25 protein-coding genes and 1 pseudogene are annotated in these 23,075 nt (G+C 46.3%); 12 read left to right on the forward strand and 14 right to left on the reverse strand.

All coding sequences use genetic code 11. The features are described from left to right. Positions 1-391 precede the first annotated feature (391 nt). Entirely contained in the window at positions 392-1,081 is a 690-nt protein-coding gene (locus QUB10_RS27730) for a hypothetical protein (protein WP_333206419.1), read from the reverse strand. A gap of 136 nt (positions 1,082-1,217) precedes the next feature. Continuing rightward, a complete protein-coding gene (locus QUB10_RS27735; RefSeq protein WP_333206421.1) occupies positions 1,218-2,114 on the reverse strand; it encodes a TlyA family RNA methyltransferase in 897 nt (298 codons plus the stop codon). 263 nt (positions 2,115-2,377) lie between these two features. Between QUB10_RS27735 and QUB10_RS27740 the strand changes: the two genes are divergently transcribed. Then, positions 2,378-2,575, forward strand: a complete 198-nt coding sequence (locus QUB10_RS27740) for a hypothetical protein (protein WP_333157409.1) — start codon at positions 2,378-2,380, stop codon at positions 2,573-2,575. Between the two features lie 253 nt (positions 2,576-2,828). Here QUB10_RS27740 and apcB read toward each other — a convergent pair whose 3' ends face one another. Next, positions 2,829-3,338, reverse strand: a complete 510-nt coding sequence (gene apcB, locus QUB10_RS27745) for an allophycocyanin subunit beta (protein WP_293258696.1) — start codon at positions 3,336-3,338, stop codon at positions 2,829-2,831. Positions 3,339-3,678: 340 nt separating this feature from the next. Here apcB and glnA point away from each other — a divergent pair, with 340 nt between their 5' ends. Next, positions 3,679-5,100: a type I glutamate--ammonia ligase gene (gene glnA, locus QUB10_RS27750; protein WP_333206423.1), complete on the forward strand. Its 1,422-nt coding sequence runs from the start codon at positions 3,679-3,681 to the stop codon at positions 5,098-5,100. A gap of 108 nt (positions 5,101-5,208) precedes the next feature. Here the strand turns inward: glnA and QUB10_RS27755 are convergent, their stop codons facing one another. After that, the gene (locus QUB10_RS27755; RefSeq protein ID WP_333206424.1) at positions 5,209-5,688 is read right to left on the reverse strand and encodes a hypothetical protein; all 480 of its coding nucleotides are present in this window, start codon (positions 5,686-5,688) and stop codon (positions 5,209-5,211) included. Between the two features lie 34 nt (positions 5,689-5,722). On the opposite strand from QUB10_RS27755, the gene QUB10_RS27760 reads away from it, so the two are divergent. The 4 genes from QUB10_RS27760 to QUB10_RS27775 all read left to right on the forward strand — a co-directional run bounded on the left by QUB10_RS27760 (position 5,723) and on the right by QUB10_RS27775 (position 8,171). After that, positions 5,723-6,052 carry a hypothetical protein gene (locus tag QUB10_RS27760; protein WP_333206426.1) on the forward strand — a complete coding sequence of 110 codons (330 nt, stop codon included), beginning with the start codon at positions 5,723-5,725 and terminating at the stop codon, positions 6,050-6,052. Further along, positions 6,049-6,282, forward strand: a complete 234-nt coding sequence (locus QUB10_RS27765) for a hypothetical protein (RefSeq protein ID WP_333084936.1) — start codon at positions 6,049-6,051, stop codon at positions 6,280-6,282. The genes QUB10_RS27760 and QUB10_RS27765 overlap by 4 nt, the downstream gene beginning before the upstream one ends. 303 nt (positions 6,283-6,585) lie before the next feature. Continuing rightward, the gene (locus QUB10_RS27770; protein ID WP_333206427.1) at positions 6,586-7,491 is read left to right on the forward strand and encodes a ferritin-like domain-containing protein; all 906 of its coding nucleotides are present in this window, start codon (positions 6,586-6,588) and stop codon (positions 7,489-7,491) included. A 176-nt stretch (positions 7,492-7,667) separates the two neighbouring features. Beyond that, positions 7,668-8,171 (forward strand): YbjN domain-containing protein, encoded by a 504-nt coding sequence (locus QUB10_RS27775; RefSeq protein WP_333206429.1) that lies wholly within the window; start codon positions 7,668-7,670, stop codon positions 8,169-8,171. Between the two features lie 53 nt (positions 8,172-8,224). On the opposite strand, the gene QUB10_RS27780 is transcribed toward QUB10_RS27775, so the two are convergent. The 3 genes from QUB10_RS27780 to QUB10_RS27790 form a co-directional block, all read right to left on the reverse strand. Continuing rightward, on the reverse strand, positions 8,225-8,683 hold the full coding sequence (locus QUB10_RS27780; protein WP_242722198.1) for a divergent PAP2 family protein: 459 nt from the start codon (positions 8,681-8,683) through the stop codon (positions 8,225-8,227). A 14-nt stretch (positions 8,684-8,697) separates the two neighbouring features. Continuing rightward, a complete protein-coding gene (crtE, locus tag QUB10_RS27785) occupies positions 8,698-9,624 on the reverse strand; it encodes a geranylgeranyl diphosphate synthase CrtE (protein WP_333179856.1) in 927 nt (308 codons plus the stop codon). Positions 9,625-9,828: 204 nt separating this feature from the next. Beyond that, complete coding sequence (locus QUB10_RS27790) at positions 9,829-10,710, reverse strand: LysR family transcriptional regulator (protein WP_333206430.1); 882 nt, start codon at positions 10,708-10,710, stop codon at positions 9,829-9,831. Between the two features lie 110 nt (positions 10,711-10,820). Here QUB10_RS27790 and QUB10_RS27795 point away from each other — a divergent pair, with 110 nt between their 5' ends. Both QUB10_RS27795 and QUB10_RS27800 read left to right on the forward strand, forming a co-directional pair. Continuing rightward, positions 10,821-11,309: a GNAT family N-acetyltransferase gene (locus tag QUB10_RS27795; protein WP_333206432.1), complete on the forward strand. Its 489-nt coding sequence runs from the start codon at positions 10,821-10,823 to the stop codon at positions 11,307-11,309. Positions 11,310-11,416: 107 nt separating this feature from the next. Further along, positions 11,417-12,190 carry a methyltransferase domain-containing protein gene (locus tag QUB10_RS27800; RefSeq protein ID WP_333206433.1) on the forward strand — a complete coding sequence of 258 codons (774 nt, stop codon included), beginning with the start codon at positions 11,417-11,419 and terminating at the stop codon, positions 12,188-12,190. A 255-nt stretch (positions 12,191-12,445) separates the two neighbouring features. Here QUB10_RS27800 and QUB10_RS27805 read toward each other — a convergent pair whose 3' ends face one another. The 6 genes and pseudogenes from QUB10_RS27805 to folD form a co-directional block, all read right to left on the reverse strand. Continuing rightward, positions 12,446-13,207 (reverse strand): calcium-binding protein, encoded by a 762-nt coding sequence (locus QUB10_RS27805; protein WP_333206434.1) that lies wholly within the window; start codon positions 13,205-13,207, stop codon positions 12,446-12,448. Between the two features lie 73 nt (positions 13,208-13,280). Continuing rightward, positions 13,281-13,448 (reverse strand): annotated as a pseudogene (locus QUB10_RS27810) (bifunctional 5,10-methylene-tetrahydrofolate dehydrogenase/5,10-methylene-tetrahydrofolate cyclohydrolase); the annotation flags it as partial. A gap of 297 nt (positions 13,449-13,745) precedes the next feature. Then, positions 13,746-14,546: a calcium-binding protein gene (locus QUB10_RS27815; protein WP_333206436.1), complete on the reverse strand. Its 801-nt coding sequence runs from the start codon at positions 14,544-14,546 to the stop codon at positions 13,746-13,748. 73 nt (positions 14,547-14,619) lie between these two features. Beyond that, positions 14,620-14,748, reverse strand: coding sequence for a hypothetical protein (locus QUB10_RS27820; RefSeq protein ID WP_445300797.1), 129 nt, complete (start codon positions 14,746-14,748; stop codon positions 14,620-14,622). A 335-nt stretch (positions 14,749-15,083) separates the two neighbouring features. After that, the gene (locus QUB10_RS27825) at positions 15,084-15,845 is read right to left on the reverse strand and encodes a calcium-binding protein (protein ID WP_333206437.1); all 762 of its coding nucleotides are present in this window, start codon (positions 15,843-15,845) and stop codon (positions 15,084-15,086) included. Positions 15,846-15,918: 73 nt separating this feature from the next. Next, on the reverse strand, positions 15,919-16,797 hold the full coding sequence (gene folD / locus QUB10_RS27830) for a bifunctional methylenetetrahydrofolate dehydrogenase/methenyltetrahydrofolate cyclohydrolase FolD (RefSeq protein ID WP_333206438.1): 879 nt from the start codon (positions 16,795-16,797) through the stop codon (positions 15,919-15,921). Between the two features lie 151 nt (positions 16,798-16,948). Between folD and QUB10_RS27835 the strand changes: the two genes are divergently transcribed. After that, positions 16,949-17,377, forward strand: coding sequence for a DNA-binding protein (locus QUB10_RS27835; protein ID WP_333206439.1), 429 nt, complete (start codon positions 16,949-16,951; stop codon positions 17,375-17,377). A gap of 264 nt (positions 17,378-17,641) precedes the next feature. Next, positions 17,642-18,064, forward strand: coding sequence for an NUDIX hydrolase (locus QUB10_RS27840; protein WP_333206440.1), 423 nt, complete (start codon positions 17,642-17,644; stop codon positions 18,062-18,064). A 97-nt stretch (positions 18,065-18,161) separates the two neighbouring features. Here QUB10_RS27840 and QUB10_RS27845 read toward each other — a convergent pair whose 3' ends face one another. Then, the gene (locus QUB10_RS27845) at positions 18,162-18,710 is read right to left on the reverse strand and encodes a LeuD/DmdB family oxidoreductase small subunit (protein ID WP_333042404.1); all 549 of its coding nucleotides are present in this window, start codon (positions 18,708-18,710) and stop codon (positions 18,162-18,164) included. Between the two features lie 547 nt (positions 18,711-19,257). Between QUB10_RS27845 and QUB10_RS27850 the strand changes: the two genes are divergently transcribed. Together QUB10_RS27850 and QUB10_RS27855 are read left to right on the forward strand one after the other, a co-directional pair. Beyond that, positions 19,258-20,136: a hypothetical protein gene (locus QUB10_RS27850; protein WP_333206442.1), complete on the forward strand. Its 879-nt coding sequence runs from the start codon at positions 19,258-19,260 to the stop codon at positions 20,134-20,136. A 529-nt stretch (positions 20,137-20,665) separates the two neighbouring features. Then, on the forward strand, positions 20,666-22,891 hold the full coding sequence (locus tag QUB10_RS27855) for an ATP-binding protein (RefSeq protein WP_333206443.1): 2,226 nt from the start codon (positions 20,666-20,668) through the stop codon (positions 22,889-22,891). The last annotated feature ends 184 nt before the right edge of the window (positions 22,892-23,075 follow it).

The following is a 23,075-nucleotide window of genomic DNA, read 5'->3' on the forward strand; positions in this document are numbered from 1 at the left end:
TAGTTAGACTAAAAAAAGCTTTATGGCTTTGATTTTTGAAAAATACCAGTAAGATAATCACATCTGCGGAATGTGGGATTTTAGATTGAAGCATTGACTTGCGCGAGAGAAATACGTTCGGCAAGTTTCATCGGATACAGGTTTTTTATTTCACCGGTCCTGAGTCTGCTTTCGGAATGAATCGGGGAGCTTGTATCCTGGATGCTTTCGGTCAGAAGAGCGTTATTTCTTAAGAATCGAAGAGCTAAGCTGTCACGCATTTAAATTGCATATTCAGGGCGGGCTAGACGGCCCAACCCCTACTCCCCACAAGAATTAGATTGTTTTTTGACATTCTATTTAAATGCACAACAGCTTAGGATCTATCGAAAATCGAAAATCGAAAATCGTATTACCGTCTCGCGATTCTCACACCTTCTCTAAAATGCGCGATGGTCGCAATTACCGCTATAGAAAAGTAAAATATTCTAATCAGCCAAAAACAAACCCGCATTGACCAAGAAACAATAGTCGGAGCAATACCTGTTAACTGTACAAATCTGGAATTAACTTTTTTTTCAAAGCTGTCGAGGTCTTTCATCTCAGATTGTTTCGTCGGAATAACCGGAAACTGACCAGTATATACGTAATAACCGATAAAACCTGGCACTCCTACTTTTCTATTCAAAAATGAGTTAGTTAATGTTGCAGTTTCCGGAGGCGATAATTTATCAGATTCTCCTACTTTTACCAGCCAAGAATTATATCTGATGGCTGGCGTAATCATAAACACTAAGGGAACTATAACTATCAAGAAAGCTGCACTAACTTTGCGACCGTATTTAGGGGGTAGAAGATTTGTCGCCACACCCACTCCCATACCGATAAATGCAAATATCAATATATTTAACAGTTCAATAATTTCGATGCCCCTCAACAAATCACCGATAATCAGAATTGTATATAATAATTTGTCAGCTAGTAGCAGAGCCGCCCACTTTATCAGCATTGAAACGCCTACAATAGTAGCTACAATCGCCACATACCCGATGCCACCTAGAACGTACAGTAAAATCGAACCGGCTTGTTTGAATGATTGCATGGAATTATTCACTCTTGTGAAAGTTTAGGAGTCTGATTGACAAAAAAATTGAAAATTTTAGAGCAATCTGGAGTTCCAAATTTGACTTTTAAAATTGATTAGCTTGACCTCTTGAAATCAATCTAAAATCTACAATCTACAATCGATCGACAAGTTCCCGCGCGGCCGCTTTGGTGACTTGTGCGATCCGTTCCTTCACAACATCCTCTTCGATCGCCCTGTGGTCTGTTTCTTGTTCGCGATCGATCCCCAACCATAAAAGATACTCGATATTACCGGCCGGGCCAAGTAAAGGCGACCACGTTAAGCCGCGTTGCTGCCATCCTAAAGCTGTGGCTGCCTTCCACACTTGAAAAATCGCATCAGCTTGAGTTGCGGAGTCTCGCACTACGCCTTTTTTCCCGACTCTCTCGCGCCCTACCTCAAACTGCGGTTTTACCAGCAACACTGCTTCTCGCGGTGGTATCAACAATTCCCACAGCGCCGGTAAAATCTTATCCAGGGAAATAAACGACACATCTACTACCGCCAAATCTGCATAAACCCCTATTGGCAAAGAATCTTGCTCCCCCCCTTGACAAGGGGGGGCTGGGGGGGGTGACTCCCCATAAAGCTCAGTAGCAGTCATGTACCGCAAATTGGTGCGTTCTTTCAAAATTACCCTTGGATCGTTACGCAAGCCCCAATCTGCTTGACCGTAGCCAACGTCTACGCCGTACACTAGGGCCGCGCCGGCTTGCAGCAAACAGTCGGTAAAACCGCCTGTGGAAATGCCGCCGTCGAGACAAATTCTGCCTGCAACGGGAATCGCAAAAACTTCTAAAGCTTTGGCTAATTTGTCACCGCCTCTGGAAACATAGCGCGATCGCTCTTTTATCTGAATTTTTGCTGCAATGTCAACCTCAGTGCCCGGTTTGTCAACTACCTGCTGGTTGATAGAGACTTTTCCAGTCCGAATCAAGGCCTGAGCTTGCTGTCTGGAACTGCACAAATCTAGGCTGACCAATAAAGTGTCTAGTCGCTGTTTAGCCAAGGTTTTTAATCTGTACGGATAGGGTTAAGAACAGTACCAGATTAGCACTTACGCACAAGCCCCACTGCTAATTTTTGGCGATTATTTTGGTTTTGCGATTGTCGCGGGGCGATCGCCCCACCTCACATGATGTGACTGGGATCGCTCTGAGTGTGTAGTTTTATCACAGATAAACATCCGTAGAATCACACAATAATTTTTGCGACTAGCGGATGATTTATATGCAGCTAAAAGCACTACAAATACCATCAGGACGATCGACAATGAAAACAATTAACTTTCCTATCAGAAATTCGGGCAATTGTCAAGACAATCCCCTCGCCTTCGTCAGCGGTGACATCATCCACATTCTTTACCCCAATGGCGAAGTAGAAGCAACAACCACCGCACAAATCGATCGGCGCCAAACCAAAAATCCCCTAGACAAATGCCTCGTCTGGGGATGTGTTGACGATTTTTAGCACCCGTTTCAAACAAGAATGCAATTATAGGGAAGCTCCAAACCCTTAAATCATCAGTCATTCCCAATTATTCAAATTTTTAATCTATAATTTTTAATCTATAATTTTTAATCTGAAATCTTTAATCTAAAATTTTCTAACCCATAAAAAAAGATCGCTTGGAGGCTGTGAGGCCAAAAAAAGCGATCGATCCAACTGCTGCTAACTGCAAGCCACAAGTGCAATTTGCTGCTAAAAGAACTAGCAAATTGACTTAAATATCTTGTTCGCTCAATTCGCGAATCATGTAATCAAAAGGCTGATCCAAAAAAGGCCCCACAGACAAGCCAGCAGCTTCCACCTGAGCCTTAACCATCTCCTTCATAATGCTAATCCCCATCACCGTCGGGCCAATGGGAACGCTTAGAGAATTGTAAGTTTCTCGCAAACCTTGCAGCACGCGCTCGTCGAGCACGTCGGTACTTCCAGCTACCAGGGCGTAAGTAGCATAGCGCAAGTAGTAGTCCATATCCCGCAGACAAGCCGCGTAGCGACGAGTCGTGTAGGCATTTCCCCCGGGACGGATCAGTTCTGGCTGTTCAGCAAATAGCTGGATACCAGCTTGCTTGACAATTGCCGCAGCATTGCTGTTAATCGCAGCCGCCGCCTGTACCCGTGCCGTGCCCGTTGCAAAATAAGATTTCAACCGATCGATACCATCTCGGTCTAAATACCTACCAGCAACATCATAATTTTCAATCAGGCTCGTCACTGCATCGCGCATAAGTTTCTCTCCCAAAAATCTTTATCAATACTTTGCTATCTGAGACAGACCGCCTATTGTAGACTACTACAAATCGGCGTTTGATTAAGATTTGAGATAGGATTTTCACCAAGGGTAGTCTATCTGCGGCAAACTGTCGTAAAATTCAGCCGTTTGCCTTGTATCTTCAGCCGACAAATAATCCACAGGGCAAGAATCTCGAACTGCCCGACCGCACTGGGCCGCTATTTCAAAATTTTGTAGCCATAGATACAAAATAGTGGATACTGAAGGCCTACGATCGCCCACACAGTCTGAAATCGGCCGATCGCCAAGACACAACCAATATCAGGAGTAAGTCATGTTCCAGACACCCCAAGAAGCCTTAAACTACATACAAGAAAATAAGATCCAGATCGTTGACCTCAAATTCATCGATATGCCGGGGATCTGGCAGCACCTTTCCCTGTACCACGACCAAATCGACGAAACCGCATTCACAGACGGCGTACCCTTCGACGGTTCCAGCATTAGGGGCTGGAAAGCCATCAACGAATCAGACATGACGATGGTCATCGATCCGACCACCGCTTGGATGGACCCGTTCATGGCAGAACCTACCATCAGCTTCATTTGCAGCATCAAAGAACCTCGCACCGGCCAACCGTACAGTCGCTGTCCTCGCACCATTGCCCAAAAAGCCATAGACTACTTGCTTTCGACCGGTCTCGGCGATACAGCATTCTTTGGCCCGGAAGCAGAATTCTTTATTTTTGACGACGTTCGCTTCGACCAAACCCAAAATTCCGGCTACTATTACGTAGATTCGATCGAAGGTCGTTGGAATTCCGGCAAAGAAGAAGCAGGCGGCAACCTCGGTTACAAACCGCGTTACAAAGAAGGTTATTTCCCAGTAGCACCAACCGATACCTCTCAAGACATGAGAACGGAAATGCTGCTGACAATGGCAAAATGCGGCGTACCCATCGAAAAGCACCACCACGAAGTCGCCACCGGCGGTCAATGCGAACTCGGCTTCCGCTTTGATACTTTGGTAAAAGCCGCCGACTACTTACTGACTTACAAATACGTAATCAAAAACGTCGGCAAAAAATACGGCAAAACCATCACCTTCATGCCCAAACCGCTATTTAACGACAACGGTTCCGGGATGCACGTTCACCAGTCGATTTGGAAAGACGGCCAACCTCTATTTGCAGGCGATCAATATGCTGGTTTCAGTCAAATGGGACTGCATTACATCGGCGGAATTCTCAAGCACGCCCCGGCACTTTTGGCACTCACCAATCCCACAACAAATTCCTACAAGCGCTTAGTTCCTGGTTTTGAAGCGCCTGTAAACTTAGCTTACTCTCAAGGAAATCGATCGGCATCAGTGCGGATTCCGTTGTCGGGAACCAACCCCAAAGCCAAGCGGTTAGAATTCCGCTGTCCCGATGCCACATCCAACCCCTATTTAGCATTTGCAGCCATGCTGTGTGCCGGCATAGACGGCATCAAGAATCAAATCGATCCGGGCGAACCTTTGGACGTGGATATCTACGACCTTTCCCCTGAAGAATTGAGCAAGATTCCTTCGACTCCCGGTTCCTTGGAAGGCGCTTTAGAAGCTTTAGAAAAAGACCACAGTTTCTTAACTGAAACCGGCGTATTTACCGAAGACTTCATCCAAACTTGGATTTCCTACAAACTCGATAATGAAGTCAACCCAATGCGGCTGCGTCCTCACCCCTACGAGTTTGCTCTCTACTACGACTGTTAGAAAATTAATAATTGAAAATTAAAAGTTAAAACTGGTAATTATACCATTTTTAACGGTGATTTTTAATTAATAAGAACGCCGCCCTTAAAAGCGGCGTTCTTTTTGAGTTTAGAACTTCTGGATCAGCGCCCAGACTCTCCCGTTACCCGACACTATCTGGGCAACGCTGTTAGTAGTAGGGCCCATTGTAGCCTCAGAGACATCCTCTACAGCCCATTTATTTGCTTTCTCATCAACAATAAACAAATCGTCAGCGGTAGTGCCTTCCTGAACCCGATATATCTTATTCAAAATGAAACGCTGTCGCGCCTCAGCTTGTGGTATGCCCGTAACTTCATCAGGATCGATAGAGAGGGCACTGCCTTCTTTTAATGTACCTTTCGAGTTGCTTAAATTGCGATCGTCCCTTTGAGCAACCCGCACGCCGTGAAGCTGCAAACCAGGCTCATTCTCAGAGATATTTGAGATAGCAGCTAGGACCCCACTTTTTCCTAAACCGAGAACCGCTGCACTAATAGTAAAAATTAGCAAAAACTTGAAATGATTCACCGTATTTATGCTCCTTTGTTTGTGAGATTCTGCACTCATTCTAAATTAGCAATTAGCAATTACCAATGACCCAATGATGTCCGATATTTTTGTGATGATCCGCAATCAGAGTAACGTCGCCATGACTTCAGTTGACGGCATTGCGTTTGTCACTTTACTGACTCAAGAAGGACGAGTGCTGGCCGAGGAGACAGTTGACCTGTTTGAGGCCGATGTGAATTTTGATAACCTGAAGCCGGGAAAATATACTGTAGTTGTCAGGCACGAAGGCGTTGAACCTCGATCGGCAACCTGTAGTGTTACAATCACCGATGAAGATAAAGTAATCATGCTGACATTTGTTTACTTGGAGCTACAACGGGTGCTGCTCCGCATTCAAACTTCAACCGAAGAAAGACTATGACCGTGAAAGTTACTCCGCCAAATTCAATTAAAATGTTTCGTTATCGAGTACATTTCTTGGCAAAAGACCTGTGGAGGGAAAAAAACCCGGTTTGTCGGATGAATCTGGCTTTACAGTTAGCCGATGTGGCGACAACTTTGGCTAGGTTAGAAGTAGAAGAGGCGCGAAAATTTCAACAAGAGTCTGCTAGTGTTGAGGCTTCAGACTCGACGGAACCTGAAGAGTTTTGAGTGCGTGAGATTGCTTTCTGCGATCCGCGCCACCCTTGCGTGATAGCAGTTTAAAAAAATAATCTAACTGTATAAAAGCTCCCAACCCTGATAGTCATCAGTCATTTTTAATCTAAAATCTAACATCTAAAATGGTATGGCTCGCAACTCCAAATTATTTTCGTTGGTTGAGCTAGTAAAAAAATTGTCTGTATAAAACTGAATATCCGTGCTAAACAATAACTTTCTGCCTTGCGAGTGAATTAGGAAGCCCAAAAACTGCGTTACACTTATATAGGTATCTTTACAAAACAACATAAAACCATGACTGTTGCCTATCCCCGCAAGCTTCGCAACGCAATGGGAGCGCGCGAAATTTTAGCTAATGTAGTGCGCGATCGCGAAATTCACCTGATCACCCTCAACCGCTACCGCTACAGCGAACAGCGCAGTTGCAAAGACCTCACCGAGGTGATCGAACAGCTAAACGGGGAACCAGCCGAACTCGTGCGCGACCTCTCCCGGCACATTTCCGACGAAGCGCGACACGCTATGTGGCTCACCGACTTGCTGGTAGACCTCGGCCAAAATGTGGGAACGCCGCCGGGAGTCTCCTACATTGACGAATTTGAAAGGTTGTATGACAGCGAACAACAAGACCCCACCACAAACCGCGAAGACTTCGTAATTTCTTCCCTCGCCGCGATTAACGTCACCGAGAAGCGGGGCTGCGAATACTTCTCAGCGCACATCCACGCCCTCAAACAGGCTCCCCAAACCGCAGAAAACGTCAAAATCCGCGAAACAATCGAAAAGATTTTTCCCGAAGAAGCTGGTCACGTCCGCTGGGGCAACCGCTGGCTGGCCCAAATCGCCGACAAAAGCCCGGAACACCGCCAAAAGGTGGAACAGGCAAAGCGCAAGTATGTGGCGATCGAACAAGCAGCATTTGAATCGGGAATGGATATCATGCTGGGGGCCGAACTCCGTCGCGTCACCCGCCTCGTGGATATTGCCAACACCATGCCGATGTGGGAACGCCCGCAATACCTGATGGAACGCTTGCCCAGAACCCTCCTGGCCCCGGATCTGCAAATGACCAGAGTCGATGTAGCTCAGCGCGCCTGGAACCGCGACCCCCAGGCATTTGTGGAGAAATTGGTGCCGATGTTCCTCAACGGCTTGAATAACATTGAGAAGAAGGCGGCGGCGACTAAGCCCAAGGCTTAAAAACGATCGCGCACCTGCTTGAAACCGCTTTGCCAGTCAAACTTGCGTCTGCCTCCGCAAACAAGCGAGATATACTGGTTCCTTGGCATAGCCTCGGAACCAGTTATTTAAAATCATAATTTTAAGCTTTAGCCAGTAAACTGATTATTGGAATAGTTTTCCATCTAAATATAATTATGACTACCAGCGAGCCGAACATACAAACAGCTTCCGCAGAAAGCCTATCGAGTGAAAGCGCGATCGCCTCCGAGCAGGTCGAAAAAGCCACAGCCGTCACCTATGCAGAAGAAATTGAAACTGTCATCGCCAGCATGGCTGTAGACCAAAAAGTGATGGTCGGTCAAAATGAAGCTGGCGGACATCTTTGGAAGTTTAAGTACGGCAGTGTTGAAGTGTTCGTGCAACTCACCGGCGACACCGAAGATGATACTTTGACTGTTTGGGCTTTTGTACTGCAGTTGCCGGCGAAGAATGAAGCTCAATTAATGCGGAAACTTCTAGAAATGAATTGGCTGTCTACTTTGGAATCTCATTTTGCGATTGTTGACAATCAAGTTGCGGTAATATCTACTCGGACGATCGCCGAAATCTCGGCCGGGGAAATTTCTCGGGTTATTACTATTGTCGCCACGATCGCCGATGACAACGATGACCTGCTGCAAGCAGAATTCGGTCAGTAGTCATTAGTTAACAGTTAACAGTCAACAGTCAACAGTCAACAGTTAACAGTTAACTAATATGCAGGCCCTGCGATCCAAGCAATAGTGATTCCCAGCCCCAAACCTACAAGCACTTGAAAAGGAGTGTGTCCTAGCAACTCTTTCAGGCGAGCCTCATTAAGGTTGTGATCTTCCTCAAAAAACTCATCAATAATTTGGTTGAGGATGCGAGCTTGCTTGCCTGCTGCTTGGCGAACGCCTGCAGCGTCGTACATGACAATAATTGCAAAGATCGCAGCGATCGCAAAGTCTGGACTTTCCCATCCCATCGTTTGTCCCACTCCAGCAGCCAAAGCGCCCACAAAAGACGAGTGAGCGCTGGGCATTCCCCCCGTTGTTACCAAATACCGAAGATTAAACTTGCGATTTTTGACCAACTCGATCGGCAACTTCATGATCTGAGCCGCCAGACAAGCAAGCAAAGCAACCACGAGTACATGATTGTTTAAGATGCCGCTGCAAATTTCCTGCATAGTGTTTAGTATTTCTAGTTACTGCGGCTGGTAATAAAATCGGCGATCGCCAGCAGCGGTAGAGCTTTGCTCCCAAACACTGCCAATTGAGCCTTAGCATCAGCAACAAGCTGCGAAGCTTGGCGCCGAGACTCCTCAATTCCCCACAAACTCGGATAAGTGACTTTTCCTGCTTGAACATCTTTGCCAGCAGTTTTGCCCAGTTCTTCTTGAGTAGCAGTAATATCCAGAATGTCGTCAATGATCTGGAAAGCCAGCCCAATATTTTGAGCGAAACGAGACAGCCGCTGCAAATCTGCTGCTGAGGCCCCAGCCAGAATCGCCCCACAAACTACGCAGGCCTCTAACAGCGCCCCTGTTTTGTGAGCATGAATGTAATTCAAAGTTTCCAGAGAAACATCTGTCTTTCCTTCGGATTCCAAGTCAACCACCTGACCGCCTACGAGTCCAGCAGCACCCGATGCCCGCGCCAAATGGGCGATCGTCTGCAACACCTGCTGGGGGGGTACGTTCTCAGTTTTAGTAGCGATAAATTCAAAAGCATAGGTCAACAAACCATCGCCAGCCAAAATGGCGATATCCTCGCCGTAGACTTTGTGGTTCGTCAGTTTGCCGCGCCGGTAGTCGTCATTGTCCATTGCCGGCAAATCGTCGTGAATCAGCGACATCGTGTGGATCATTTCCAAAGCGCAAGCTGTCGGAATTGCCATAGATGTAGTGCCGCCGGCCAGTTCGCAGCTAGCGAGACACAGGATCGGACGCAGGCGCTTGCCCCCCGCTAGCAGCGAGTAGCGCATTGCTTCGTAGATTTTCTCTGGGTAGATGACCGGCAGTGCACTGTCGAGAGCTACCTCGATCGCCTCTTTTCGATTGACTAGATAAGTAGATAGGTCGAAAGAGGATTCCGGTTGGGACGAACCCATTTCTGTTGCCAATACCATCCCTTGCTCTCTTGTACTGAATAGTTATGTGGGATATTCTGAGCCGTTCAGGTCGGAGCGTGCCGACTTTTACGGCAGTAGTTGCTCGAACTCCGAGCATCAATTAATCATTCTACGGGTGTTGTTGCACAGAAAATCTTTGAGTTTTGATAACTTTGTCAAATTACCAGTCAATCTAAAATTTACAATCTCAAATCTCAAATCTCAAATCCGCTGCTGCTGTCTGGCGACTTCCAAAAACCGCTCCACCGCCGCCGTTGGATCGCTTCGCCAAATCAGAGCGATTGCCACAATGCAGGTTGATTCTGGTAACGCTTTGTAAACAACCCCGCTGCGCTGGAAATTTTGCATCGACGCCGGGACGATCGCCACTCCCATCTCGGCGGCTACCAGACTCACAATGGTTTGCATTTGAATTGCTTCTTGAGCTGCGCGAGGGCTAAAACCTGCTTGTTGACAAAGACTGACGATCGCATCGTACAATCCCGGAGCCTGGGAACGCGGAAACAAAATGAACGGTTCCGTGGAAAGTTCGCGTAATTCAAGATGCGTGCGATCGGCCGCCGGATGCGTTTCTGGCAATGCCACAATCAGCGGTTCTCGAAAAACGATTTCAGAATTTATCCCGTCTTCCTCAACCGGAGGACGCACGAAGCCGATATCAATTTGCCCGAACCGCAGCCGCTGCAACTGTTCGTTTGTCGTCTGTTCGTGCAGTTCGAGCTTAACGGCGGGACACCGAGTGCGAAACGCCTGCAAAATCGCTGGAACCACGTTGTGTGCGGCAGAACTCACAAAGCCGATCGTCAGTTGGCCGAGTTCGCCCCGACTGGTTTGTCTGCCGAGTTGAATTGCTCGATCGACTTGCTGCAGAATTTTCCCGGCCTCCTCGAAAAAAACCTGTCCCGCTGCCGTTAACTGCACCGTCCGCTTGGTGCGGCGAAACAGTTGAAACCCCAACTCTGCCTCTAAATGCTGGATTTGTTGGCTCAGCGGAGGTTGGGCAATATGCAGTTTTTCGGCTGCACGAGTGAAATTCAGTTCCTCTGCAACTGCAATGAAATAACGCAAATGCCGAAGTTCCATAAGTCCCAATGATTGATATTTTAAAAGTCTAAGTTGTTAGTTAAACATATATTGGACATTGATGATGATATTTCATACAGTGATTAATAGGCGAAGTGGAGAATTAAACAATGGCTAATTTGGATATCAAAATTAAAGAAGCAGAGCTGGCAGATTTGGAATTAATCGTGGATTTTATTTCGCAAAAAAGCGAGTTTGATGGCTCTAAAAATTTGTTGGCAGCAACAGCAGAAAAATTGCAGCAAACGTTGTTTTGCCAGTCTCCGCTAGTGCGGGTTTTGTTGGCGGAAATTGCGGGAAAAGCGGTAGGATTTGCTATGTTTTATTCCTCCTATTCAAGTTTATTGACGCAGCCGTGTCTTTGGCTTGATGATTTATTTGTGGAAGCTCCTCTGCGCGGTATGGGAGTCGGTACAGCGCTGTTAAAGTCTTTGGCAAAAATTGCTGAGTCCACAAATTGCGGGCGGATTGAATGGACTGTTAATACTGGCAATGCGCCGGGAATTGCTTTTTATGAAAAGCTGGGAGCGCGCCTTTTGGAAAACATTAGGGTTTGCCGAATCGAGGGACTTGCGATAGCCCAACTCGCTAACAAATAAGTTGGTTGGTTTTGTGAAGAAGGATTTTTTTTATTAACCGCAGAGAACACAGAGAACACAGAGAAAGAGAAGACAGAGAAAGAGAAGACAGATTTAGGGTAGTTATCATGGCACAAAATTCTTGGAATACAGCTCTTTATGAGAAAAATCATGCTTTTGTTTGGCAGTACGGCGAATCGCTTTTGGAGTTACTCGCTCCGAAGGCTGGTGAACAAATTCTGGATTTGGGCTGCGGTACGGGACAGTTAACTGAAAAGATTGCTCAAAGTGGTGCTTTTGTGCAAGGTATTGATTCATCTTTGTCGATGATTTCCACGGCAAAGGTTAACTATCCTCACATTAACTTCGCTGTCGCAGATGCGAGGAGTTTTCAAGTAGAAGAGCCGTTAGATGCTGTGTTTTCTAATGCGGTTTTGCACTGGATTAAACAGCCGGATGCTGCGATCAATTGTGTGGCAAAAGCGCTGAAGCCGGGAGGGCGTTTTGTGGCTGAGTTTGGGGGTAAGGGGAACGTGGGGGCGATCGTCCGCGCACTTTTGAGTGTTTTGTCAGAAATTGGCTGCGAGGAGCCTGAAGCGCTTAATCCTTGGTATTTTCCGAGTATTGGCGAGTATGCTGGGCTTTTGGAAAAGCAGGGTTTTGATGTGGGTTATGCGGTTTTGTTCGATCGCCCGACTCCCCTAGAAGGTGGCAGCGCGGGTATGGTAAATTGGATTGAGATGTTTGCTGGTGGGTTTTTATCGGGGTTGTCTAATAATGTGCGATCGCAGGTAATTCACTCCGTTGAAGAGCGTTTGCGATCGGCGCTGTACCGCGATGGTAATTGGATTGCAGATTATCGCCGAATTCGCGTTGTTGCTATCAAAGACTCCTCACGGTAAATCATAGTGATTAGTGAAGTCGATCGGAGCTTGAAATCGCTACTACACCAATTTTCTTACGCCGAGGCGGACTCAAAGAGTAAAGAATTTTACAGGAGTTATGCTGCATAGCCAATTTTTACACTACCCATAGTAGTAAGGTGCGTATTTCGCACCCTACTACTAGCGTTTATGCGTAACTCCTGTAAATATCAGCAGTTAATTTAGGGCTAACAATATGATAAGTTTGTAAGCTTACCACTGATTGTCCTGAACTTAGAAACCCTGAACGGAAACAATCCTGCTTTGTAGTTCATTAGGCGTTACATCGCCTACCAAACCTAAAATCGCGTTAGAATTTCTAACTCTGATGAGAGTTCCTGAAGCAGGGCCGCTCAATTCGCTGGTCAGCTCTGGAGGGAGGACTTGTAGTAAAGCTTGTGGGAAGTCGAACCTATATGTTACTGTCACATCCTCTACCGGCTCCAACACTATATCATTGACCGTTAAGCCACTCGCTAATCCAATGCGATCTACATCAGGATCAAAACCTGCGATCAGATCACTAGAATTGATATCTGTAGTGGCAGGATCTATTCCCAGAACGCATAAATTATTGCCCAACTCACAAAGTAACAAGTCTGCGCCCAAGCCACCAACCAGAGTGTTATTCCCATCTTGGCCGTCTAAAACATCATTGCCTCTACCCCCAAATAAAATATCATCGCCAGCTTCTCCACGAAAAAAATCAGCATCAAGACCACCACTGAGGCAGTCATTTCCATCAGATCCATTCAGGAAATCTCTTCCTTTTCCCCCAAATACAGAATCGTTGCCTGCAAAACCTGTGAGAAAATCTTCCCCTTCATTTCCCAGGATTAACTCGCTAGCCCCTGAGCCATTTACTGTATCGTTGCCATCGAGGGCCCAAGCTCCTAAAGGGAAGTTGTTTAGATCTCCAGGAGTAAGTTGAATTCCTTCCGAGGTGTTGTCGCCAATTAAGCGCAATGTCCCTGACGCATCCGGTTTTAAAGCCATAGTTAAAATCTTTGTGTGTTGGTTGATTACTAACCCTACTTGAGCCAATACTGGCTCACAAGTGGGTCATAATTCAATTAAAACCATATTCAATATAACTCGAAATGGTATTTTCCAAAAGCATAGCAACAGTCACCGGCCCGATTCCTCCCGGCACCGGCGTGATAAATCCGGCTACTGTTTTAACAGAATTAAAATCCACATCTGGGGCCAAACGACTCGTACCGTCTGGATTGACAACGCCGAATTCGCGTTGTTCCTATCAATAATTTCTCACGGTAAATCTTAGTGATTAGTGATTTCCATCCGAGCATGAAATCGTTACTGCACCAACTTTCGTCCACTCCAAGCGGACTCAAAGAGTAAATAATTTTACAGGACTTACGCTGCACAGCCAATTTTTACACGACCCACAGTAGTAAGGTGCGTATTTCGCACCCTACTACTAGCGTTTCTGCGTAAGTTCTGTAAATATCAGGAGTTAATTTGTAGCTAACAATATGAGAAGTTTGTCATGCCACCAGTGATTGTCCTGAACTTAGAAACCCTGAACGGAAACAATCCTGCTTTGTAGTTCATTAGGCGTTACATCCTGTACAAAACCTAAAATCGCGTTAGAATTTCTGACTCTGATTAGAGTTCCTGAATAAACTCCCGTAATTCCGCTTCTGGGTTGAGTTCCTGAAGCAGATCCACTTGTGCCGGCCGGACCTGGAGGGAGTAATGGTTGTAAAGCTTGCGGCCCATCGAACGTATATGTTAATGCCACATTCTGTACTGGCTCCAACACTATATCATTGACCGTTAAGTCACTCGCTAATCCAATGCGATCTAAATCAGGATCGAAACGTTCGATTATATCACTAGAATTGATATCTGTAGTGGCAGGATCTATTCCCAGAACGCATAAATTATTATTGTCAAACCCACACTCGAAGAAGTCTCTGCCCAAGCCGCCAAACAGAGTGTTATTCCCCTCTCCGTCGGATAACAAATCATTGCCTCTCCCCCCCAATAAAATATCATCGCCAGCGCCTCCTAGAAACCTATCAGCATCTAGACCACCGCTGAGGGAATCATTCCCCTCCCCTCCAAACAAGGCATCTCTTCCTTTTCCCCCAAATACAGAATCGTTGCCTGCAAAACCTGTGAGAATATCTTCCCCTTGATTTCCCAGGATTAACTCGCTAGCCCCTGAGCCATTTACTGTATCATCCCCATCGAGCGCCCAAGCTCCTAAAGGGAAGTTGGTTATATCTCCAGGAAAAAGTTGAATCAATTCCGAGGTGTTGTCGCCAATTAAGCGCAATGCCCCTGATGGATCGGGTTTTAAAGCCATAGTTAAAATCTTTGTGTATTGGTAGATTACTAACCCTACTTGAGCCAATACTGGCTCACAAGTGGGTCATAATTCAATTAAAACCATATTCAAGATAACTCGAAATGGTATTTTCCAAAAGCATAGCAACAGTCATCGGCCCGACTCCTCCCGGCACCGGCGTGATAAATTTGGCTACTGTTTTAACAGCATTAAAATCCACATCTGGGGCCAAACGACTCGTAGCGTCTGGATTGGCAACGCCGAATTCGCGTTGTTGCTATCAATAATTTCTCACGGTAAATCTTAGTGATTAGTGATTTCGATCCGAGCTTGAAATCGCTACTACACCAACTTTCGTCCGCCAAGGCAGACTCAAAGAGTAAATAATTTTACAAGACTTACGCTGCATAGTCAATTTTTACACTACCCATAGTAGTAAGGTGCGAAACACGCACCCTACTACTAGCGTTTCTGCGTAAGTCCTGTAAATATCAGGAGTTAATTTGTGGCTAACAATATGATAAGTTTTTCAGGCCACCAGTGATTGTCCTGACCCTAGAAACCCTGAACGGAAACAATCCTGCTTTGTAGTTCATTAGGCGTTACATCCTCTACAAAACCTAAAATCGCGTTAGAATTCCTGACTCTGATTAGAGTTCCTGAAGCAGAGCCGCTAAATTCGCTGAGCTCATTTGGATCGAGGGATTGTAGTATAACTTGTGGCAAATCTTGCCTCAATGTTAGTGTCACATCCTGTACCTGCTCCAACACTATATCATTGACCGTTAAGTCACTCGCTAATCCAATGCGATCTAAATTAGGATCAAGACCTGCGATTCTATTACTAGAATTGATATCTGTATTGGCAGGATCTATTCCCAGAACGCATAAATTATTGCCAAACCCACAAATTAATAAGTCTGTGCCCAAGCCGCCAACCAGAGTGTTATCCCCCCCTGCGCCGGATAAAACATCATTGCCTCTACCCCCAAATAAAATATCATCGCCAGCTTGTCCACCAAGGTAATCAGCATCTAGACCACCACTGAGGCAGTCATTTCCAAAAGTTCCATACAGGCCATCTCTTCCTTTTCCCCCAAATAAAGAATCATTGCCGTCAAAACCTACGAGAATATCTTCCCCTTCATTTCCCAGGATTAACTCGCTACCTGAGTTGTCATATACTGTATCGTTGCCATCGAGCGCCCAAGCTCCTAAAGGGAAATTGGTTAGAGCTCCAGGAGAAAGTACAATTAATTCCGAGGTGTTGTCGCCAATTAAGCGCAATGCTCCTGATGGATCGGGTTTTAAAGCCATAGTTAAAATCTTTGTGTGTTGGTAGATTACTAACCCTACTTGAGCCAATACTGGCTCACAAGTGGATCATAATTCAATTAGAACCGTATTCAATATAACTCGAAACGGTATTTTCCAACAGCATAGCAACAGTCATCGGCCCGATTCCTCCCGGCACTGGCGTGATAAATTCGGCTACTTTTTTAACAGCATTAAAATCAACATCTCCGGCCAAACGGCTCGTACCGTCTGGATTGACGACGCGGTTAATACCGACATCAATTACTACTGATCCAGGTTTGACCATATTAGCTGTAATCATTTCTGTGCGGCCGACTGCGGCTATTAAAATATCGGCTTGATTGGTAATCGATTCTAGGTTTTTCGTCCGCGAATGAGCTACAGTAACAGTACAATCGGCTTCTAACAGCATCAGCGCCATCGGTTTACCTACCAAAATACTTCTGCCCAAAACAACGGCATTTTTTCCTTTTAAATCAATCTGGTATTCCTGCAATAACCGCATCACTCCGGCGGGAGTACAACTCCGCAAACCTTCCTCGCCACGCACGAGACGGCCTAAATTTACAGGGTGAAGTCCGTCAGCATCTTTGTCGGGAGCAATTTGATACAGCAGCGAAATTGCATCTAAGTGCTCTGGTAGCGGTAATTGAACTAAAATGCCGTCTACTCGATCGTCCTCGTTGAGTGCACGAATTGCAAGTTCTAGTTCGGCTTGAGTAGCGTTGGCGGGGTAATGCTGGCCGAAGGAAGCTATGCCAACCTTAGCGCAGGCTCGCTCTTTGTTGCGAACATAGGCTGCGCTAGCTGGGTTGTCGCCCACCATCAGCACCGCAAGTCCCGGAGGACGACCTTTTTGGGCTTGTAGGGCGCGGACTCGATCGCTCAGCTCGCTTTGAATCTTTGTCGCTAAAGCTTTGCCATCTAGTATTTGAGCAGTTTTGGCATCCATTGTAGACTCTGGGTTAGGGGCTGACGATTTTAGATTTTAGCTTAATCCCCGTCAAGGACTACACTAGAGAAATTTCTTACTTGCGATCGATTCTTTGGATTCTGTTAAAGTAAGTCGTATCTCACATCTCAAATCTCAAATCAGTTGACCAATGACTGCAATTAAGGAAGTTTGGGTTCAAAGATTCTGTACCAGCTCTTTGTCGCTAATCCTCGCCAGCGGTTTCTTCAGTTGCGGCAATTTACCCATGTCTCAACTTAATCTTGGCTTTAATGTGGCTAGCATTGGCGACGTTCAACAAAAGCGACAAGTGGATGCTGAAGTTTATCTTCGGGGAAAGGTGGAAAATCGCGCTCCGTTTGTGGGGAATGCGGCTTATCAACTTCAAGACGGTACGGGTACGATTTGGGTTTTAACTAACCAAGCTTTGCCCCAGCTTGGCGATGAAGTGTTGCTGAAGGGAGAAGTCCGCTACAAGAGTATTACTCTGAAGGATTTGGCCGGAAAAGATTTAGGTGAAGTTTATGTTGAGGAAATGGAACAATTAAAGCGCACTCCCAGTTCAGACAAGGGGAAATAGGCATTGGTTATTTGTTGTTTGTTATTTGATAATTGCTCTTTGTTCCCTCTTCCTTATTCAATATCTGAGGAATAAGCTGTTGTGCATCTAAATCGTGTTTTTTGTGCGGGCTTTCTGGCCCAACCCCTACTCCCCACAAGAACTTTATCAAATTTTAGTTCACAGTTTAAATGTGCAACAGCTTACTCGATAATTAATCCGTGTATTCGTGTTAAATAACTAATGACTAATGACTAATGACTAATGACTACTGACTAATAACACATGACTAAAATCCACGTTGCGATCGCGATTTTGTACCAAGACGGCAAGTTTCTCTGTCAGTTGCGGGACGATATTCCTCATATTAGGTATCCCGGACATTGGGCTTTGTTTGGCGGACACTTGGAACCGGGAGAAACTGCGGAAGTGGCTGTATTGCGGGAATTGAAAGAAGAAATTAGTTATGCTCCTGCAAGTGTTTCTTTTTTCTGTTGTGATGTCGAAAAAGATGTCGTTCGCCACGTTTTTCATGCACAACTTAGTGCGGATGTCAAGGATTTAGTTTTGCTTGAGGGTTGGGATATGAAGTTGTTGACTCCCGAGCAGATTCGGGACGGCAAATGCTATTCTGAGCAGTCAAGAGATGTGCGACCTTTTGGCATTGCTCACCAGCGTATTTTATTGAATTTTATTGAGTCGATTTGAGAAAATTTTCGCGCACCCTAGATGGGAGCGGTTTGAGCAGGGAGAGATTCGTAAGGTGCGCCCGGTGGTACACCCTACATTGCAGGGGTTTTAACAGTTAAGAGCGAGCAGCAATCATTCCCGTTTGGCGCGCGTAGTCAAACAACCCTCCGGCATCAATCACTGGCCCTACTTCTCCTAAAGGCTTGAGCGAGAAAGTTCGATCGAGAGTGTGGTTGACAATTACCTCTGCTGTAAAGTCGATCGTCACTTCTTGACCGGTTACAAACAAGTCGCAGAGCCGCTCAACTGATTCGATCGGGTACAATTCGCCAGTAGCCGAGCAATTGCGAAAGAAAATGCGTGCGTAAGACAAAGCTACCACCGCTGTGACACCGGCGGCCCCCAGAGCGATCGGAGCGTGCTCCCGCGAAGAACCGCAGCCAAAATTTTCGCCAGCTATTATAATCGGATACCGGGTTTTCTGTTCACCGGATTCGATAAACTTACCGTAGCGATCGGGCAACCCAATCATCGCGTAACTGCCTAGTTTCTCGTACTCGTCCGGCTTCGAGGGAACCAGGGTCAGGTATTCGGCAGGGATAATTTGATCTGTATCGATGTTGTCGTCTACAACAAAAATTTGACCGCTAATTACTTTACCCATAGTTTATTTCCTGTTAGCCTCGCTCGATGCTGTGGTGATAATTTAAAGTGTATCAGTATGCAAGATTTGCATCTGTTCATTTTAACCTGGCAGTGTCAGTGATAACCTGTTTGACATCCACCCCGACCGTCGCGGACGGGGATTCCCAAACCTCACGATTTGAATTTCTGCTTCTTCGCAACTGCCTCCACCCTAAAAGAGATTTGGTCTTATGTTCGCTCCACAGACTAACCCCGCAAGCCCTGCGGTTTTTACGTGTCGAATACCAAACGGAATTCTTCTTCGTTTTTGATTCTAGGGATGTTTACCATTGCCCTATCCTATGCATCCCGGTCTACCGATTTTGCTTCGCCGCCAGCACCTTGGGCTGAACTTCGCTCGTATAGGCTGTTTGATCCATCGTCTCGGGTGGGTCGTTGACCAATTATATTGTAAGATAAAGCCGTCCTAAAAGGACGAGGTTTCTACCCAATTTTCTGATGAGTAAAAATTAGATCCGAGACTTTGGGTTAACAATTAACAGCTTGCTAAGCGTCAAGATAGTTTTATGACCAATCCAATTGATGACATTGCTCGACAAGCTCGCGAGGGCTCGGTTGCATCGATTATTCAAATCCTTAATGACGAACTGGCACAGGTAGGGGTCAGGGCCCGAGCTGTGTTTGCAGACGGGGTGCTGCAACTGCTGTGCGAAGCTGCAACGCCCCAACTGCTCGAAGAGTCTAGTTTGGTCGATCGAGTCCGAGAAATTTTGGAACGCATTTCGCCCCACAATATTCGCCGAGTCAACATCAACAGCCGGCTTGTCCGAGAACACCAACTGCTGTGGCTGGAAGAAATTAGCCGCGATCCCGAAAATCAACTGTTGTGGTCTCAAGAAATTAAACTCCGAAAGCCGAATTTGTTCAAGCGTTTAGCTCTGAGCAACCATCACGAACGACAAGCTCTCGCAGGCAAGCGGGCTTTGCCGAGAATGGCTATACCTCGATCGATGCAGCAACCGCGGCAATTTCAGCGCGGTATCGTCGGCGGCATCAGCTTGACCGTGCTGTTGCTCGCTGCAGCGGCCGCCATTCACAAAGGACTTAATTCCCAAGTGCCAAACAGCACCCAAGCCAGCACCCAAGCAGTGGCCAGTGCCCCTCCCTCGGAGGCAAAACCTGCTGTGAAAATTTCTAAGGAGACTGTTAATTCTGCTGTTGACTCTTTTGCCCAAGCAGTGCGAGTAGCCGAACAAGCAGCCACCCAGGGCAAAACCGCTCAATCTCGCCAGGATTGGTTAGTCGTAGCGGCTAAGTGGCAGCAAGCTTCCGATTTGATGGCCACCGTGCCTTCCAAGCATCCCCGCTACACAACGGCTCAGAATCGGACGGCACTTTACCGCCAAAATAGCGATAAAGCCCAAGAGGAAGCACAAAATAAGTAAGCAGGTAAGTGGGATAAATTTAGCCAGAGACTTCGCTGGGCGGCTCTAGGTGTGGTGAAAAATGAGTTTTTGAGTAAAAACTCGGAAACTCTCAGCTATGTTATGAGTGATAATTTGGGGATTTTGAATTTTGGCGATCGGCATTACTCGATCAGCCGATTTGTATCAAAATAAAAATTTGTTAAGATCACAAACTTAAAGAGGAAACATCACAGGGTGAGGAGATGGGTGTCACTAAGCGGTCTCTAGAAAAACTTCATACTACTAATAACCGTCAAAATTAGCGGGAATGGGATTGATAATCATCCGGTAAAGGATGGTAAAGTTCATCCCGTAGAGCTCCAAGGGTAAAAAACAGGAAAATAGAACTCGGTCAGATCTGGGTATATTTTTACATATCGATCGACCCGCCGATCGGCTGCACAAACACAGAAAGCAGGCTCATAACGGTCAAGCCGACAGTTATGGAGAGGTTCTAGATTGGCAGCGGGAGCCGGCTCAAACATCTTAGAATAAAGGCTTGGTTGCCATGATCGATCGCCCGGGAAATCAAGACTTTACTTTGATCGACCGATCGCCGTCAGAGTCTTGCACTTTGCATTTACCGCAAATCGCAGAACCAGTATCAGTCCCAAAATTTCTGGATCGTCTTATGCAGTTCCAGGTCGATCCTGCCCTTATCGGGCGACAAATTTGCCAAATTCTCGCGACCAGCTTTGATCGAGACATCCTGCTGCTGCAAATAGCCAATACTTTGGGGGCTGCATGGGAGGCAGATTTCTGTTTGGTTACTGCTGTGGTTGACCAGAAAGTAGTACATCCGAATGCTTACTGGCAAAATAGCAGCGATTTTCCCTATGTGGCTGGTGTTGCGGATTCCACGGAAACACCGGAACACCCCCAAACCACAAGATTAAAACCGCCTAGCATATCACTCGAACACCCCGCTTGGGCAAACGTCCTAGCAGACGGTGAGATAGTCGCGATATCTGACTATCAAGATAGTCCGGCAACTTCATCGCCCAATTCCCCTGTGACTGCGCTGCCTTTTCGGGCAATTTTGGCAGGGCCTGCGCGATTTGGAGGGGCTGTAAATGGTATGATAATTGTTGGTAAGTCGCAACCTCACGAGTGGTCGGTAGCCGATCGGCAGCGCATGGAAGCAGCATCAGACGCGATCAGCAGTGCGATTTCTCACATTCAAAAAACTCAAGAAATTGCCAGCTTAAACGAACAGTTACAGCGACAAGCTAAATACAAAAATCTACTCATGTCAGTTGCTGCCTCGATCGACACCAATTCAGAAGTCGATCGAATATTGCAGCAAGTTATTCAAAATACCGTCGATACCCTGGAAGTAGATAGAGGCCAAATCCTGCTATTGAAATATACAGCTCCTCTATTTACAACTCGCTCCCCCAATAAAACTGCCAAAGCAAAAGTCGAATTAGTTTGTGAATCAGTTGTAAAAAAAGAGCAAAACAAACAGCCAATAGCACAAAACGCAGTCGAAAAAAAAAGCTCAACATCCAGAACAAAAAACCAGAATAAAACTGCTAATTACCCATCCAAAATCCCCAAATCAAAACCCAATAACTCTCCCGCTTTTTGGCTGTCAGAATCTAATTTGTGCCACCAAGCATTCCACAGCGCACCCAAACCCCTAGCCCTCGCTGACGCAGGCGAATTAATCGCCAAAGAACAAGAAGTAGCCACAGAAATTTTGAAACTCCAAGGCATTCGGGGCTTGCTGCTGGTTCCCCTCACGGGCGGTAGCGGGCAGGAAACTGTTTTGGGTTTCTTGGTTTTGCAGCACTCGAAGGCGCGCACTTGGAACCCGGAAGAATTAGAAGTTCTCGAATCGGTCAGCGCTCAAGTGAGCAAGATGATGATCCAAACTCAAACGCTTAAGGAATTGCAAACCGTAGTTTTAGACAGAACCTCTCAGTTGCAGCAAAGTCTCGACGTGCAGGGGAAACTGTACGAACAATCTGCCAATCAGCTAGAGCAAATGCGGAAATTGAAGCTGGTTAAAGACGAGTTTCTCAGCACTCTGAGTCACGAGTTGCGTACCCCCTTAACAATCATGAAACTGGCGATTCTGATGCTCAAACAAGCTGAACTGCCGTCAGCGAGTCGGACTAAGTATCTCGAAATTCTTGAACAGCAGTGTTCTAAGGAAACTGCTCTGGTTAGCGATTTGCTGGCCCTCAAGCAGTTTGAGCCTCAGCAATTCCCGATTTCTCTAATCAAAATCGATCTCAACCGTTTATTTCAAGATTTAGCTGGGGATTTTGAAAAACAGTGGGCGGATAAGCAATTGACTCTTAAGGTGGATTTGCCCAAGTTGACCCCTTGCTGGGAAACTGACCCGGACATTCTCAATCGGGTACTACTGGAACTACTGACGAATGCTGGAAAATACTCTGCTTCTGGAACGGCGGTAGTTTTGGAGGCGTCTGAGGCAGCCGGCTATATTGTCCTGAGCATTTCTAATTTCGGGCGCGGCATTTCTGTGGCTGATTTGCCCCACATCTTTGACAAGTTCCGCCGTGGCACTGGCATTACTGACCAAGCTATCGCCGGTACGGGTTTGGGTCTTGCTCTGGTAAAGTGTTTAGTGCAGCACTTGAATGGTACTATTGATGTGTCTAGCTGTCCGGCAGAAAGTTCAGAAGCTGACAATTTGTGGCGCACATCTTTTACTTTGACTCTGCCGCAATTTGCAGCGGAACTCTGTAATGTAGAAGAATAGTTCGGTTGAGAAGCTGCTAGTAATTGGCAGCGAACAGGCGACACGAAAAGACTTGCCAGAAGAGAGAGATTTGGAAATGTGGTAAACGCTACCAAGTCCTCTGTTTTGAATGGTTTGTCTGGTTGCCGTCTAAATTGCCGGTTCTCCATTGCTGATTTTCCCCAGGACTTATATTATGTCGGGT

Origin of the sequence: Microcoleus sp. B5-D4, from assembly GCF_036705145.1 — a bacterium.
Taxonomy (GTDB): Bacteria; Cyanobacteriota; Cyanobacteriia; order Cyanobacteriales; family Microcoleaceae; genus Microcoleus.